The organism is Pseudomonas sp. Rh2, assembly GCF_040762985.1.
Taxonomy (GTDB): domain Bacteria; phylum Pseudomonadota; class Gammaproteobacteria; order Pseudomonadales; family Pseudomonadaceae; genus Aquipseudomonas; species Aquipseudomonas taiwanensis.
Map to the genome: position 1 here is coordinate 498,118 of NZ_CP142890.1, position 16,297 is coordinate 514,414.

The 16,297-nt window shown below is 58.9% G+C and carries 12 protein-coding genes and 1 pseudogene; 4 read left to right on the forward strand and 9 right to left on the reverse strand.

What is annotated here, in order from left to right; translation table 11 throughout:
- Positions 1-77: 77 nt before the first annotated feature.
- The 4 genes from yidC to rpmH are packed head-to-tail and all read right to left on the reverse strand — an operon-like array spanning position 78 to position 2,553.
- Positions 78-1,760 (reverse strand): membrane protein insertase YidC, encoded by a 1,683-nt coding sequence (yidC, locus tag VXM67_RS02295; RefSeq protein ID WP_023383144.1) that lies wholly within the window; start codon positions 1,758-1,760, stop codon positions 78-80.
- Positions 1,761-1,762: 2 nt separating this feature from the next.
- Positions 1,763-2,008 carry a membrane protein insertion efficiency factor YidD gene (gene yidD, locus VXM67_RS02300; protein ID WP_023383145.1) on the reverse strand — a complete coding sequence of 82 codons (246 nt, stop codon included), beginning with the start codon at positions 2,006-2,008 and terminating at the stop codon, positions 1,763-1,765.
- Complete coding sequence (gene rnpA, locus VXM67_RS02305) at positions 2,001-2,405, reverse strand: ribonuclease P protein component (RefSeq protein ID WP_027906650.1); 405 nt, start codon at positions 2,403-2,405, stop codon at positions 2,001-2,003. Before rnpA ends, yidD begins: the two co-directional genes overlap by 8 nt.
- A 13-nt stretch (positions 2,406-2,418) precedes the next feature.
- Complete coding sequence (gene rpmH / locus VXM67_RS02310; protein WP_003253163.1) at positions 2,419-2,553, reverse strand: 50S ribosomal protein L34; 135 nt, start codon at positions 2,551-2,553, stop codon at positions 2,419-2,421.
- Between the two features lie 595 nt (positions 2,554-3,148).
- On the opposite strand from rpmH, the gene dnaA reads away from it, so the two are divergent.
- The 4 genes and pseudogenes from dnaA (at position 3,149) to gyrB (ending at position 9,367) form a co-directional block, all read left to right on the forward strand.
- Positions 3,149-4,681 carry a chromosomal replication initiator protein DnaA gene (gene dnaA / locus VXM67_RS02315; RefSeq protein ID WP_023377927.1) on the forward strand — a complete coding sequence of 511 codons (1,533 nt, stop codon included), beginning with the start codon at positions 3,149-3,151 and terminating at the stop codon, positions 4,679-4,681.
- A 40-nt stretch (positions 4,682-4,721) separates the two neighbouring features.
- A pseudogene (gene dnaN / locus VXM67_RS02320) lies at positions 4,722-5,824 on the forward strand (DNA polymerase III subunit beta).
- A gap of 14 nt (positions 5,825-5,838) precedes the next feature.
- The gene (gene recF, locus VXM67_RS02325) at positions 5,839-6,942 is read left to right on the forward strand and encodes a DNA replication/repair protein RecF (protein ID WP_023377929.1); all 1,104 of its coding nucleotides are present in this window, start codon (positions 5,839-5,841) and stop codon (positions 6,940-6,942) included.
- Between the two features lie 4 nt (positions 6,943-6,946).
- On the forward strand, positions 6,947-9,367 hold the full coding sequence (gene gyrB, locus VXM67_RS02330) for a DNA topoisomerase (ATP-hydrolyzing) subunit B (RefSeq protein ID WP_023377930.1): 2,421 nt from the start codon (positions 6,947-6,949) through the stop codon (positions 9,365-9,367).
- 65 nt (positions 9,368-9,432) lie between these two features.
- Here the strand turns inward: gyrB and VXM67_RS02335 are convergent, their stop codons facing one another.
- The 5 genes from VXM67_RS02335 to VXM67_RS02355 form a co-directional block, all read right to left on the reverse strand.
- Positions 9,433-10,533: a M14 family metallopeptidase gene (locus VXM67_RS02335; protein WP_104883102.1), complete on the reverse strand. Its 1,101-nt coding sequence runs from the start codon at positions 10,531-10,533 to the stop codon at positions 9,433-9,435.
- 111 nt (positions 10,534-10,644) lie between these two features.
- Positions 10,645-11,922: an MFS transporter gene (locus VXM67_RS02340; protein ID WP_367237477.1), complete on the reverse strand. Its 1,278-nt coding sequence runs from the start codon at positions 11,920-11,922 to the stop codon at positions 10,645-10,647.
- 77 nt (positions 11,923-11,999) lie between these two features.
- On the reverse strand, positions 12,000-12,920 hold the full coding sequence (locus VXM67_RS02345; protein WP_104881045.1) for a LysR substrate-binding domain-containing protein: 921 nt from the start codon (positions 12,918-12,920) through the stop codon (positions 12,000-12,002).
- A 102-nt stretch (positions 12,921-13,022) separates the two neighbouring features.
- Positions 13,023-14,384 carry a DUF1329 domain-containing protein gene (locus tag VXM67_RS02350; protein WP_023377941.1) on the reverse strand — a complete coding sequence of 454 codons (1,362 nt, stop codon included), beginning with the start codon at positions 14,382-14,384 and terminating at the stop codon, positions 13,023-13,025.
- Between the two features lie 26 nt (positions 14,385-14,410).
- Entirely contained in the window at positions 14,411-16,261 is a 1,851-nt protein-coding gene (locus tag VXM67_RS02355) for a DUF1302 domain-containing protein (RefSeq protein ID WP_367237479.1), read from the reverse strand.
- Between the last annotated feature and the right edge of the window lie 36 nt (positions 16,262-16,297).

Consider the following 16,297-nt stretch of genomic DNA (forward strand, 5'->3'; position numbering starts at 1 on the left):
CCTCTAGGACGAATACGACAGATAGCAAAAACGCCCCCGAGGGGGCGTTTTTATTCACAGGCTAGCTCAGTAGCCCGTCAAGCAGCAGCTTTCTTGGTTGCTGCTTCGATGCTGCGAGTGATGTACCACTGCTGTGCGATCGACAGGCAGTTGTTCACAACCCAGTACAGCACCAGACCAGCCGGGAACCACAGGAAGAAGAAGGTGAAGATGATTGGCATCATTTTCATAACCTTGGCCTGCATCGGATCCGGCGGCGTCGGGTTCAGACGCTGTTGGATGAACATGGTGGCGCCCATGATGATCGGCAGGATGAAGAACGGATCCTTGATCGACAGGTCGGTAATCCACAGCATCCATGGGGCCTGGCGCATTTCGACGCTTTCCAGCAGTACCCAGTACAGGGCCAGGAACACGGGCATCTGCACCAGGATCGGCAAGCAGCCGCCCAGTGGGTTGATCTTCTCTTTCTTGTACAGCTCCATCATCGCCTGGGACATCTTCTGGCGATCGTCACCGAAGCGTTCCTTCAGCGCCGCAAGCTTCGGTGCAACGGCACGCATACGCGCCATCGAACGGTAGCTGGCAGCCGACAGCGGGAAGAACAGGCCTTTGATGAGCATGGTCAGAACGATGATCGACCAGCCCCAGTTACCCAGCAGGCTGTGGATATGTTGCAGCAGCCAGAAGATCGGCTGGGCAATGAACCACAGGAAGCCGTAGTCGACGGTCAGTTCCAGGCCTGGGGACAACTCCTTGAGCTTGGACTGGATCTTCGGACCGGCATACAGCATGGCGCTGGTTTCGACCTTGCCACCAGCTGGAACGCTGATTGCCGGGCCGGTGTAGCCGATGATGTAGTTGCCTTGGCTGTCCTTGCGGGTCTGGACGACATTGTTGTCCGACTTGGCCGGGATCCAGGCGGTGACGAAGTAGTGCTGCAGCCAGGCGACCCAGCCGCCGGACACATTTTCTTTCAAACTACCTTTGTCGATGTCCTTCATGGACACCTTTTTGTACGGCTCGGAAGCTGTCCACAGGGCGGCACCCAGGTAGGTGGCGGTACCGGTGGCGGTGCTCGACGATGGATCCGAGCTGGCGTCGCGCTTGAGCTGGGCAAACATGTTGCCGCTCCAGGCCTGGCCGCTCTGGTTGTCGATCAGGTAGGTGACGTTCAGGTCATATTCACCGCGCTTGAAGCTGAAGCGCTTGATGTAGTTGACACCGTTGTCACTGAACTTCAGGTCGACCACCAGTTGTTCCTGACCATCGGCCAGTTGGTAGCTCTTCTGCTCGGTGGCGTACAGAGGACGACCGGCTGGGCGTGCATCCGGACCGTTGACGCCGGTCAGACCGCTTTGGGCCAGGTAGACGCGCTCGCCACCATTGTCGAACAGCTGGAATGGAATGTCCGGATGGTCCTGACGACGTGGGTACTTCGGCAGGGTCAGTTGGACGATGTCGCCACCCACTGGGTCGATAGCCAGTTCCAGAACGTCGGTCTTGACCCGGATCAGGTCCTTGCTGACCGCGACCGGCGCCAGTTCGGCAGGGGTCGATTCGGCATTGGCGCTTGGCACATCGGCGCTGGCGCCGGCGTTTCCGGCCGGTACGCCATCCGGCAAGGCCGGAGCGGTAGTGCTGGCAGCAGTATTCTGAGTCGGCAGGGCTGCCTGGCCATAGTCCTGGTTCCATTTGAGGACCATGACGTAGGACACGATTGCCAGGGCGACGATCAGGATCGTGCGTTTAATATCCATGATTACTCGGCTATCGAAGAAGTTCGGGAGGAAGGAGCGGGGGGAACGGGATCGAAACCACCGTCGTTCCACGGATGACAACGCCCCAGGCGACGAACGGCTAGCCACCCACCACGTACGAGGCCATGATTTTCGATGGCTTCATAAGCGTAATGGGAGCAACTGGGGTAGAAACGACAGTGACTGGCCATCAGAGGACTAATGGCGTAACGGTAAAACTGGATCGGAACGAGTGCCAGTTTACGCATCTTGACTGTCTACCCCTACGGAATCGGCGTTTCGCGCTGGAGATGGCCGGCTGCGTGCCAGGCGCTTCCAGAGCTTGCCAAAGTGTTGGTGCAATTCCGGGTTATCTATCTCACCCAATCCCTTGCGCGCGACGATCACGATGTCCAAGCCAGCGAGCATCTGCTGGTTCAGACGGAAGGAATCGCGCATCAAGCGCTTGAGGCGATTGCGTTGAACGGCGAGCTTGACGCTCTTCTTGCCAATCACCAGGCCTAGGCGCGGGTGATCGAGTCCGTTCTCGCGAGCAAGGATCAGCAGGTTTTTCCCTGGAACCTTGCCGGTTGGGGAGTCGAAGACCGCTTTGAAATGCCGGGGTGTAAGCAGTCGCTTATCCCGACTGAAGTCCTGACTCACCACCTGTGCCGAAAGATCAAATTGCCAGACGCTTACGGCCTTTGGCACGACGACGCGACAGAACAGCGCGGCCGTTCTTGGTAGCCATACGGGCACGGAAGCCGTGGGTGCGCGCGCGCTTGATGGTGCTTGGTTGGAAAGTACGTTTCATGGCGTGTTACCTGGGTTTGTCGACAACGGGCCGGAATGGCCCCCTTTTTAAGAGATCGGCGATTCTAGAGAAAGCAAGCCAATAGGTCAATTTCCAACCAGCCTTTCCTTATAGGTGGAGCGTCGGCTGATGCCCACGAGTGGAGCACCCGTGGGTGGCTGGACAGATCACTGAACGGAAGCTCAACATGAAAAAAAGAAGAGACATATAAAAAGCTTTTCTGAAGAACTTATAGATCTTTAGGGAGCAGTCTTCTGTGGATAACCTGCTGTAGGCCAGGAATGACGTGCTGTACAGAAAACTTTAACCCTGTCGGTAACGGGTGCTGATGATGTGCCGGACGTGCGCAGAACCTGTGGATTGAATCGGCGTTTATCCACAGCGGTGTTATCCACAGGCTAAGCTCTAGGGTTGTGCATAGCCCTCAATCATAGTTATCCACAGAGCTTATGCGTACACGGCAAATGTCTTTTTGGACGCTAAATGGCTGTTTTGGCATGGATCAGAACGTTTCCACATGTGGATAACTGGTCGCCCGACCGGTACAATGGCGGTTTGTTTTTGCCTCATCCGGCTTTCAACTCAGGGGATATCCGTGTCAGTGGAACTTTGGCAGCAGTGCGTAGAGCTTTTGCGCGATGAACTGCCTGCCCAGCAATTCAACACCTGGATCCGTCCGCTACAGGTCGAAGCCGAAGGCGACGAGTTGCGCGTCTATGCGCCTAACCGTTTCGTTCTCGATTGGGTCAATGAAAAGTACCTGGGCCGCCTGCTCGAACTCCTGGGTGAGCAAGGCAACGGTATTGCGCCTGCCCTTTCCTTATTAATAGGCAGCCGTCGCAGCTCCGCCCCCCGGGCTGCGCCTAACGCACCTGTCAGTGCCGCCGTTGCCGCGTCCATCGCGCAGAACCATGCGCAACAGTCAGCACCGGTTGCTCCCATTGCCGAACCGATCAGCGCAACCGTGGTTGAATCGGTCGCGGTCAATGAACTGGCTGAGTCGTCCTCACGTGACACTTACGACGGAATGGGTGACGCGTCGCCAGCACCGGCAGCGGCAGGTCGAACCGAGCAACGTACCGTCCAGGTCGAAGGTGCGCTCAAGCACACCAGCTATCTGAACCGCACCTTTACCTTCGAAACCTTTGTCGAAGGTAAGTCCAACCAATTGGCCCGCGCAGCTGCCTGGCAGGTCGCGGACAATCCCAAGCATGGCTACAACCCTCTCTTCCTTTATGGCGGCGTGGGTTTGGGTAAGACCCACCTCATGCATGCTGTGGGTAACCACCTGTTGAAGAAGAATCCGAATGCCAAGGTCGTCTACCTGCATTCCGAGCGGTTCGTCGCCGACATGGTCAAGGCGTTGCAGCTGAACGCCATCAACGAGTTCAAGCGCTTCTACCGGTCGGTGGACGCACTGCTCATCGATGACATCCAGTTCTTTGCCCGCAAGGAGCGATCTCAAGAGGAGTTTTTCCACACCTTCAACGCTCTGCTTGAAGGCGGCCAGCAGGTGATTCTGACCAGCGACCGTTACCCCAAGGAGATCGAGGGCCTGGAAGAACGCTTGAAGTCGCGCTTCGGTTGGGGGCTGACCGTGGCGGTCGAGCCGCCGGAGCTTGAAACACGCGTGGCCATCTTGATGAAGAAGGCCGACCAGGCGAAGGTCGAGCTGCCACACGATGCAGCTTTCTTCATTGCCCAGCGTATCCGCTCCAACGTGCGTGAACTCGAAGGTGCCCTCAAGCGTGTGATCGCTCACTCGCACTTCATGGGTCGCGACATCACCATCGAACTGATTCGCGAGTCGCTGAAAGACCTGCTGGCGCTGCAGGACAAGCTGGTCAGTGTGGATAACATTCAGCGTACCGTTGCCGAGTACTACAAGATCAAGATCGCCGATTTGTTGTCCAAACGCCGATCGCGCTCTGTTGCACGTCCGCGTCAGGTGGCCATGGCCTTGTCCAAGGAGCTGACCAATCACAGTCTGCCGGAAATCGGCGATATGTTTGGTGGCCGGGACCATACCACCGTGTTGCACGCCTGCCGCAAGATCAACGAATTGAAGGAATCCGACGCGGACATCCGCGAGGACTACAAGAACCTGCTGCGGACGCTGACGACCTGATGGCCGTCAGCGCAGCTATTTGAAGGCAAGGGACTAGACCATGCATTTCACCATTCAACGCGAAGCCCTGTTGAAACCCCTGCAACTGGTCGCCGGTGTCGTCGAGCGCCGTCAGACCTTGCCGGTCCTGTCCAACGTTCTGCTGGTCGTGCAAGGCCAGCAGCTTTCGTTGACGGGTACCGACCTGGAAGTCGAACTGGTAGGCCGCGTGCAACTGGAAGACTCGGCTGAGCCTGGCGAAATCACTGTTCCAGCGCGCAAGCTGATGGACATTTGCAAAAGCCTGCCGAACGATGCCCTGATCGATATCAAAGTCGACGAACAGAAACTGTTGGTAAAGGCCGGCCGCAGCCGCTTCACCCTGTCGACCCTGCCGGCCAACGACTTCCCGACCGTGGAAGAAGGCCCAGGCTCGCTGACCTGCAACCTGGAGCAAAGCAAGCTGCGCCGCCTGATCGAGCGCACCAGTTTCGCCATGGCTCAGCAGGATGTGCGCTACTACCTCAACGGTATGCTGCTGGAGGTATCCAGCGGTACGCTGCGTGCTGTCGCGACCGATGGCCACCGTCTGGCGATGTGCGCGATGAGTGCACCGATCGAACAGGCCGACCGCCACCAGGTGATCGTGCCACGCAAGGGTATCCTTGAGCTGGCGCGTTTGCTGACCGAGCCGGAAGGCATGGTCAGCATCGTCCTCGGTCAGCACCACATCCGTGCGACGACCGGCGAGTTCACCTTCACCTCCAAGCTGGTCGACGGCAAGTTCCCTGACTACGAACGCGTCCTGCCCAAGGGGGGGACAAGTTGGTTATCGGCGATCGCCAGGCGCTGCGTGAAGCGTTCAGCCGTACTGCGATCTTGTCCAACGAGAAGTACCGCGGTATTCGCCTGCAACTGGCCGCTGGCCAACTGAAGATTCAGGCCAACAACCCTGAGCAGGAAGAAGCTGAAGAAGAAATCAGCGTCGACTACGACGGCAGCTCGCTGGAAATCGGTTTCAACGTCAGCTACCTGCTGGACGTGCTGGGTGTGATGACGACTGAACAGGTCCGCCTGATTCTGTCCGACTCCAACAGCAGTGCCCTGCTGCAGGAAGCCGGCAATGACGACTCGTCCTACGTTGTCATGCCGATGCGTCTGTAAACGTAGCAGGCCCAATGTCCCTTCGACGTATCATGGTCACCGCGGTGCGCAACCTGCACCCGGTGACCCTCTCACCTTCCCCACGCATCAATATCCTTTACGGCACCAACGGCAGCGGCAAAACCAGCGTGCTTGAAGCCGTGCATTTGCTTGGACTGGCGCGCTCGTTTCGTAGTACCCGGCTCAACCCGGTCATCCAGTACGAACAGCCCACTTGCACGGTGTTTGGCGAAGTCGAGCTGACGGAAGGTGGCACCAGTAACCTGGGGATATCCCGTGATCGGCACGGGGAGTTCACCATTCGCATCGATGGGCAGAATGCCAAGAGTACGGCTCAGCTTGCCGAGCTCTTGCCACTGCAATTGATCAACCCCGACAGTTTTAGGCTGCTCGAAGGTGCTCCGAAGATCCGCCGGCAGTTTCTGGACTGGGGCGTGTTTCACGTGGAACCACGCTTCATGGCAGCTTGGCAGCGTCTGCAGAAGGCGCTGCGGCAGCGGAACTCATGGTTGCGTCATGGTACACTTGACGCAGCTTCGCAAGCCGCCTGGGACCGGGAAATGTGCCTGGCCAGCGCGGAAATAGATGAATACCGTCGCAACTACATCAAGGCCTTGAAGCCTGTCTTCGAGCGAACCCTGAGCGAACTGGTCGAGCTGGACGGGTTAACCCTGAGCTACTACCGAGGCTGGGACAAAGACCGCGAACTCAATGAAGTTCTCGCTTCTTCTCTTCTTCGAGATCAGCAAATGGGCCATACCCAGGCCGGCCCACAACGTGCTGATCTGCGTCTGCGATTGGCTGCCAACAACGCGGCCGACATTTTGTCGCGGGGGCAACAGAAGCTTGTGGTGTGCGCATTGCGCATAGCACAAGGCCATCTCGTGAGTCAGGCTCGCCGCGGTCACTGTATTTATCTCGTGGATGACTTGCCATCCGAGCTGGATGAGCAGCATCGCCGCGCGCTATGCCGCTTGCTTGAAGAATTACGCTGCCAGGTGTTCATCACCTGTGTAGATCACGAATTACTGAGGGAAGGCTGGCAGACGGAAACGCCAGTTGCTTTGTTCCACGTGGAACAAGGCCGTATCACCCAGACCCACGACCATCGGGAGTGAAGGCATGAGCGAAAATCAAACGTACGACTCCTCCAGCATCAAGGTGCTGAAAGGTTTGGATGCCGTGCGCAAGCGTCCCGGCATGTACATTGGCGACACCGATGATGGTAGCGGCCTGCACCACATGGTCTTCGAGGTGGTCGACAACTCGATCGACGAAGCCCTCGCCGGTCACTGCGATGACATCACCGTCATCATTCACCCGGATGAATCCATCAGTGTGCGCGACAACGGTCGCGGCATTCCGGTTGACGTGCATAAAGAAGAAGGCGTTTCGGCAGCCGAGGTCATCATGACCGTGCTGCACGCTGGCGGTAAGTTCGACGACAACTCGTACAAGGTGTCTGGTGGTCTGCACGGTGTAGGCGTTTCCGTGGTGAACGCCCTTTCCGAGAAACTGGTCCTGACCGTACGCCGTAGTGGCAAGATCTGGGAACAGACGTACGTCCACGGTGTTCCACAAGCGCCGATGGCGGTTGTCGGTGAGAGTGAGTCCACGGGTACCCACATTCACTTCAAGCCATCTGCCGAGACCTTCAAGAATATCCATTTCAGCTGGGACATCCTGGCCAAGCGGATTCGTGAACTGTCCTTCCTGAACTCCGGGGTTGGCATCCTGCTCAAGGATGAACGCAGCGGCAAGGAAGAGTTCTTCAAGTACGAAGGTGGCCTGCGGGCTTTCGTCGAGTACCTGAACACCAACAAGACACCGATCAACTCCCAGGTGTTCCACTTCAACGTCCAGCGCGACGATGGCGTGGGTGTCGAAGTGGCGTTGCAGTGGAACGACAGCTTCAACGAAAACCTGCTGTGCTTCACCAACAACATTCCTCAACGCGATGGTGGTACCCACCTGGTGGGCTTCCGCTCTTCGTTGACTCGTAGCCTCAATAGCTACATCGAGCAGGAAGGTCTGGCCAAGAAAAACAAGGTCGCCACCACCGGTGACGATGCCCGCGAAGGTTTGACCGCCATCATTTCGGTCAAGGTACCTGATCCGAAGTTCAGCTCCCAGACCAAGGACAAGCTGGTTTCCTCGGAGGTGAAAACCGCCGTGGAACAGGAGATGAATAAGTACTTCGCCGACTTCTTGCTGGAAAACCCGAACGAGGCCAAGGCCGTTGTCGGCAAGATGATCGACGCCGCCCGTGCTCGTGAAGCCGCGCGTAAAGCCCGTGAGATGACCCGCCGCAAGGGGGCACTGGATATCGCCGGTCTGCCGGGCAAGCTTGCCGACTGCCAGGAAAAGGACCCTGCTCTTTCCGAACTTTACCTGGTGGAGGGTGACTCTGCGGGTGGCTCGGCCAAGCAAGGTCGTAACCGCCGCACCCAGGCGATCTTGCCGCTCAAGGGTAAGATCCTCAACGTCGAGAAAGCGCGCTTCGACAAGATGATCTCGTCCCAGGAAGTGGGCACGCTGATCACCGCGCTGGGCTGCGGTATCGGTCGTGAAGAGTACAACATCGACAAATTGCGTTATCACAACATCATCATCATGACCGATGCTGACGTTGACGGTTCGCACATCCGTACCCTGCTGCTGACGTTCTTCTTCCGTCAGTTGCCGGAGCTGGTCGAGCGCGGTTACATCTATATTGCCCAGCCACCGCTGTACAAGGTTAAGAAAGGCAAGCAGGAGCAGTACATCAAGGACGACGAGGCCATGGAAGAGTACATGACCCAGTCGGCCCTCGAAGATGCCAGTCTGCACCTGGATGAGTCGGCGCCAGCTGTATCCGGTGTACAACTGGAAAACCTGGTGAACGAGTTCCGTGGTGTGATGAAGACGCTCAAGCGCCTGTCGCGGCTGTACCCGGAAGAGCTCACCGAGCACTTCATCTACCTGCCTGAAGTCACGCTTGACCAGTTGGCTGATCATGCAGTCATGCAGGGATGGCTGGCGAAGTTCCAGGAGCGCCTGAACAACAGTCAGAAGTCTGGTCTGGTGTACAAGGCCAGCCTGCGCGAGGACAAAGAGCGCAACCTCTGGCTGCCGGAAGTTGAAATCACTTCCCACGGCTTGGCCAGCTATGTCACGTTCAACCGCGACTTCTTTGGCAGCAACGACTACCGTTCGATCGTCGTCTTGGGTGGCAATCTGTCTACCCTGCTCGGCGAAGGTGCCTATGTACAGCGTGGTGAACGCCGCAAGGCAGTCAGCGAGTTCAAGGAAGCGCTGGACTGGCTGATGAACGAAAGCACCAAGCGTCATACCATCCAGCGATACAAAGGTCTGGGTGAGATGAACCCTGAGCAGCTGTGGGAGACCACCATGGACCCCACCGTGCGCCGTATGCTCAAGGTCACCATCGAAGACGCGATTGCTGCTGACCAGCTGTTCAATACCTTGATGGGCGACGCGGTTGAGCCACGTCGTGACTTCATTGAAAGCAATGCGCTGTCGGTGTCGAACCTCGACTTCTGATCCGTTGCCGCTCCAACAGAAAAGCCCGCGAAAGCGGGCTTTTTGCTGTTTCACGGAAATCGCGGCTATTGGGCCACAAGGGCCTCTTCATTCAAGCCGCAGATGGCCTGTAGTGCCACTTCGCGCGCCTGGCGCAACACATCCTCTTTCCACTGTGGTTCGTCGACATAGAAGGCGTCGCGCAGTTGCCGTTTGATCTGCTGGCGCCGCTGCTCGCTAGTGCCTGGGTTGTTATGCAGCCACTGTTCAGCCCGCAAGGCATCGAGTACTTGTTGCCCCGGCAAGGTACCGAACTCAAGCGTCAAGGCCGTGAACGCCGCCGGAGCGCACTCCTCCATCGTGCCGTACACCATCAGTCCGTTCAGCGGCACCGACACTGACTGGCCTTCCTGCGAGGAGCGAACGCCCTCCCCCCACCAGCGCCTAGCCCGTTTCAGCATGGGGGAATTGGCTGGTCCAGAGTAAATACGTTCACCATGCCCCTTGGGGCCAAGCCCAGTGTGGATATCGATCCAGACCAGGTGCTCGCATCGGCTGGCCTGTTGGTGGAGGATCCTACGCACGGCATCGTTGCTCCATGTGGGTGAGATCCCCGTATAGAACAGTCCGTCGGGGTGGCTGTGCTGTCCCCCAGATATTGCTTCCTGTAGACGCTTGCGCCCCAGCCTCACCAGATGCGAAAGCAGTCGCAGGCGATTGATCAAGGTGACTGGCCAGCGCTCGGGAATCATCAGCGAGTGGAGCCTTGGATAGTCGCGGTTAGGCGAACGGGGTTGGCTGAAGTCGCGAAAGTTGCGGTTCAGGTCGACATTCTCGTGGGTCCAGCGACGTAGCCAGGAAAACCCGTAAGGGTTGGCCGCATGCAGGTAGACCACCGCGCAGCGGGCGTCGCTGGCCTGACGTTGAAAGTTCTCATCCTGCAACAGCGCAATCTGCACAGCTGAGCCACAGAAGCCCTCGACACCATGGCATCCACTGCTGATCAGCAATACATGCTCGGCATCGATCGGGCCGCTGCGAGCCACGTCGATGGCCAACTCCTCGCCTTCGGCACCGCGTAGCGGGTGCCGGTGGGATTCGACCGACAGACCCCGATCAGCACAGGCCTTTAGGAATTTTTGTCGCGCTTGTGCGTACGTCTGTGAGAAGCAGGCAGCAGGATTCATTTCAGCTCCGGTTTTTTCCTGGGTTGGACCGGACAGCGGGCAGCCGCCTACCGGCCGGCCCGAGGCCAGTAAAAGTGAAAGGGAAAAGTTCGTGAGTCTGCGGTCTGGCGTTCAGCCGGCGTGCAGTGCTGGCTGCAGAGACGATTCGTGGGCTTGCAGGTGCATGCGGGTTTGCTCTGGCCGGACCAGCCAGAAGGCAATCAGCGTGAAGACAATGATGGCTGTGCCGATTACCGCCAGCGCAGACTCGAAGCCATGCGCGATATCCCCGCCACGCACGGCGACCCATTGCCCGACCAGCCACGGCGCGAGCATGCCGGCACTGGTCACCCCGCCGATGTGGATCGACAACATGGAGCCCCGGCGCTCGCCCGGCGCAATGAACGCGACGATGGTGTTGGCGAATGTCGGCAGTACATTGATCAACACTGCCCCGGTCGCATACAGCGCAAGGGTCGTCAGAGTGTGGCCATGGGCCTGGGTGATCAGCAGGAAAGCGAAGCCCGCGATCAGGCTGCAGGCCAGTGGCAATGCCACCATGGCCCGTTGCGGGCTGGCGCCTTCCTTGAGTGCCCGTTGCGAGAGTGCCGAGACACCGAGGTTGCACGGAATGACGGCCAGGGTCACGCCCATGACCACGTAGCCCGACTGCATCGCAGTCATCTCCAGGCCCTTCTGCAGGTAGACCGGTACCCAGCTGTAGACCAGTGCATTGGGCAGAAAGCCCATGAAGCCTATCAGGGTGATGCCGAGGAAGGTCCGGTTGAGCAGCAACCGGCGATAGCCTGGCAAGGGGTGGCCGGTACGGTTGATTACCGGATCCACTTGTGTTCCCTCGCGGCCGAAGGCCAACCATAGCAGCATCCACAGCAGCCCAATCAGTGCCAGCGCAAGATAGGCCATGCGCCAGCCGACTTGGGCAATCAGCAGCGGCAGGCTGACTGCGGCCAATACGGCGCCGAGCATGATCGACACCTGGATCAGCGAAGCAGGCATCACCCGTTCGGTAGGACCGAACCATTTGAAGCAGGCATGCTGAGTCACGGCAGTGCCGGGGCCGGTACCGGCACCGAGCATCAAGCGGCTGAGCACCAGTGCGGCGAAGCTGCTGCTGACGCTTACCAGCAGTTGCGAGACCATCCACACCAATGACATGCCTACCAGTATCCAGCGGCTAGGAAAACGGTTGGCCAGGAAGCCAACCGCCACCCCGGAGATCGAGTAGAGGAAAAAGAACGCACTGCCGATGAAGCCGAATTCGGCGGGTGTGAGCTTAAGCTCATCAATGATCTGGGCGCCGGCGAAGGCAAAGATGCTCTTGTCCAGCACACTGATGATCATCACAGCCATCAGCATGACCAGCACGAGATTACGATGGGAGAACGGCATACAGGGCTACTCCAGAGGTCATGCAGGCAGGATGCCGTAGCCGCTGCTCGCTGAATAATGATCTATCGGCATGCTTATCAAAGTTGGTTATGGAGCGGTGAGCGCAAGGTTTGCGGGTTCTTGAAGGCGTAGATGATGTCGTCGACAAGCATCTGCGTTTCCCGCGTCATCAGTTCTGCGGGCCGGCAAACCAGGGAGATGTCGGTGCCTGGTACCCGCTCGGCGATCGGCAGCATGTCGAGGTTGCCAGACACGACGGGCAAGTCGAAGACACGACGCGACCAGATACTGACGGCATCCGTGGTCGCGGCCAGCTCGGCGTATAGCACCACCGATGCGCAGATGATCGTACGCTCTGGTGGTTGGATGCCGTATTCCTCGAACATGCGTCCGGCCAGTGAAATGTCCAGCGCGTCGGGCAGCAGCCATTCCAGGTCAAGCAACTCGTTCAACGAACGGGCCTTCGACAAGGGATGCCCTTTGCGCACGGCCAGGGTAGTGGGTTGGGCGTACAGTTCATGCCACTCGAAGCCTTCGACACTGCGGGCGGGTGGGTGTGACGTCAGCGCCAGGTCCAGCTGCCCTTCACGCAGACCCTCCAGCAATTTGGCCGGACGCAGTTCAAGAATCTGCAGCTGCACCTTCGGGTAGCGCTTGCGATAGCTGAGGATGCAACTGGCGAACTGCTGACTGGGCGTGACAGGGGACACGCCGATGATCACCCGACCGTCCATGGTGCCCTTGAGCGTCTCGATCTCGTCCCGAGCCCGACGTACCTCCTCCACCACCAACCGCGCTCGGCGCACTAGATGTTCACCGTAGGGGGTGACGGTGATCCCACGGTTGGATCGCACCAGCAGAGGTACGCCCAGCTCCGACTCCAGCTCCTTGATGCTCTTCGACAAGGCCGGCTGAGAAATATGCAGTAACCGAGAGGCCTCCTGAATACTGCCACTTTCGCAGATCGCGACGATGGCGCGCAGTTGATGCAACTTCATGGCATACACCTGAACCTGAGGGGATGCGAACTAGAGCATAAAATGCCGCGACCGACGAGTCAGCGCCCAGGGTTGGAAGCATCCCATGGGCGCAACTGTCGGTCAGCGAATCCCGGTAGCACGCAAGGCGTTCGGGGTGAACTCCTTGCTCGATGCATTCAGCGAGAAGTCGTAGCTGTTCTTTTTCTCTTCGTTGCGCAGGCCTGAGACCGTGTAGCGGCCAGTGGTCACGTCGTAATGCGTCTCGGCGGTCAACCAGGGGAATTGCTGATCGTAGAAGAATCGTGCATGCCCTTCGGAAACCCGCCAAAGGTTGCCACGGCTGTCGTAGGCATCGGCTTCAGCCACCTGCCAGCTGTCTTCGTCAATGTACAGGTCGCGCTTGCTGTAGATATGGCGCTGGCCGGGCTTGAGGGTGGCGACCACATGCCAGACCCGGTGCAGTTCGTAACGGGTATGGTCGGGGTTGAGGTGGCCTGGGCGAATGATGTCGTCGTACTTGAGCTTCGGTGAGTCCAGGGCATAGCTGTTGTAGGGGATATAGACCTCTTTTTTGCCCACCAGCTTCCAGTCATAGCGATCGGGTGCGCCGTTGAACATGTCGAAGTCGTCGTAGGTGCGCATTCCTTCAGCGCCAGGGCTGTCGTAGCCGACCTGCGGCGCACGGCGTACTCGGCGCTGGCCGGCGTTGTACATCCAGGCCATGCGCGGCTCGGCGACCTGGTCGAGGGTTTCCAGTACCAGCATCACGCTGCCGGCTCGCCGCGGGGGCGAAAGGATTTCCTGGCGGAAGTAGAACAGGATGTTGGCCATTTTCTGCGGGTCGTAATCCTTCAGGCCGAACGGGAAGGCGAATTGCTCTTTCATCATGCTGATGGAGTAGGTACCGTTTTCCTGCGGATTTATCTGTGCGGTGTTGCGCAGGATCGAGTCACCCCGGTAGCGGGTGATGTGGTTCCAGATCACTTCCAGGCCGGACTGGGGGATCGGGAAAGGGATCGACATCTTGAAGTTCTGCAGGCCGTTTCCGCCTTCCGCGAGGGTCGTGCGAGTAGCGTTCTCCTTGACCGCAGCGAACACTTTTGGGGGCAAAGTGACGCTGCGATGTGTGGTGTACACCGGGATGCGATAGGTGTCCGGAAACCGTGCGAACATCGCCAGCTGTCCGGGTGTCAGGCGTGCCTTGTACTGTTCGGCATTTTGCGCCGTGATCACAAACAAGGGCTTCTCGTTGGCGTAGGGGTTGGGGATAAAACCACCGGCGTCCACTGAGCCGGTGCTGGCCGGCAAGCCGCCGGTCCAGGCTGGGATGCTGCCGTCGGCATTACCGGCTTTCTCGGCACCGATAGGGGTCAGCTCGCCTCCCAGGCGGGCTGCTTCCTGTTCGGACACGGCCGCCATCACCTGGCTGGCCAACAGGCTAAGGACCAGGCAGCTGCTGCGGATCAAGGCTTTGCGAAACATGGTCTACCTCCAGGAACAAAGGAGCGTCAGAAGCTCACGCCCAGGCTGACGGCGAGGAAGTCGCGGTCTGTGTTGGTGTTGAAGTCACCGCCGAAGTAGTCGGTGTAACTGATGGCGAGGTTGTAGCGGTTGAGGTATTCGGCATCCACGCCGATGCTCACCGACTTGTCTCCCTCGTTGAACGTCGGGCCAAAACCTTCGACGTCATGGGCAAAGGACACACTTGGGCGCAGCACCACACCGCCGATAAGGTCGGCGTACTCCAGCATTGCGCGCACTCGGTAACCCCAGGAGTCGGCGGTATAGAAGCCCTTGCTGTTGCACTGGTCCGGGTTGGCCGAGTTGGCGACCTGACGGCACAGGTTGTTTCCGGAAATACCACCAAGCAACGGGGCGCTACCGGCGGTGGACAATTCGCCGTTGCCATAGACACTGCTGCGGCCAAAGCGCAGGTCCGAACCATCGGTCGCGCCCAAGTCGGCGATGTGGCTGTAACCGACTTCGCCCACCAGTGTCAGGCGATCCGCACCGATGAAGGTCAACTGGTCGATGGTGCGGGTCAGGGTGACTTGTGCCTGGGTGAACGGCTTGCGCACGTAGCCGTTGATCAGCGAGCCGTAGGCGGAGCTTGCGAAACCGGTCTGGAAGACCGGCAGGCCGGCGTTGACCAGCGGATTGGTGGCAGCCGCGCCGAGGGTGGCGGCTGCCGACACATCACTGGCATTCAGTGACAGCGGCATGTTCGGGCGGTAACTGATTTCGCCGGCCACGGCGGTGGCGCCGACCGTCGTGCTGAAGCTCAGGCCGTACAGGCGAATGTCTTCCGGGTACTCCAGGTAGTAGCGTGCCGTGCTGACACCACCCTGCCCTGCCAAGCCGCCCACCGGGTCGAGCAAGGCGCCACGGCCGACCCTCCACGTACTGGTCGGGGTACGGCTGTGATAGTTCATGGCGTAGACACCGAACTCAGTGTCGTTGAGTTCAGGCACCATCCAGCGCAGGGCCACGCCGAACTGGCCACTGTTGCGTGGGTCCTTGTCGGAAAGGCGTGGCACATAACCATAACCACCGGGTGTCCCGGTACCGTCGACGTCGCGGTCAAAGTCGCTGCCGTTGATTGCCATGTTGTTGTCGCAGCCCTTGGCGACCACATCGCTGCTGAAGAAAGTACCGCAGTTGTCGGCGACGGTTTTTTCCCATTGCAGCTGGTAGAAGGCTTCGAACGAAAGGCTGTCGGTCAGGCCCTGGTTGAAATAGAGCATGTTGACTGGAATCAGTGCTTCCTTGACCTCGGAGCCTGGACGGCGCAAGGCTGAGACATCGACCGGGTTGATACTGTTAATGCCGTTCTGGATGAAGGTGCTTTCACCCCAGCTGACCACCTGTCGGCCAGCGCGAACGGTGCCTGGCAAGTCGTTGATGGTGTAGTTGTGGTAGACGAAGGCATCCAGCAACTCGACGCCCGAAGACTTGGCGGCCATGTCGCGGTGGTTGTCATCGATGTCCTCGAGCAAGCGACCTTCATCCTTGAGCTCGAAGTCGTACCAGTACTTGCCTCGCACGAACACACCGGTGTCGCCGTACTTGAGCTCGAGGTCGTGCACGCCCTTGAAGATCTTCGAGAACGTTTCGCCCTTCTTGAAATTCAGGCGGCCGTCGTCGGAAGTCTGGGTAGAGGCCGTGCCTCCGTTGCGCGTGCCAATGAAGGCGCGGTCCGGGCTGTCCATGGCCCAGCTGGCCCCAATGGACAGGCTGGTATCGAAACGCCCTTCGATTTCCCCGATGTTGAAGGTAACGGCCTGTGCGCTGGTTGCCGCGAGTGCCAGGCTGACTCCCAGCGGAAGTACGCGAAGCCGAGGGCCCGCGACGCCGGTCATTGTTTTTTTCATAAGTGCTCTGCGCCTTGAACTTGC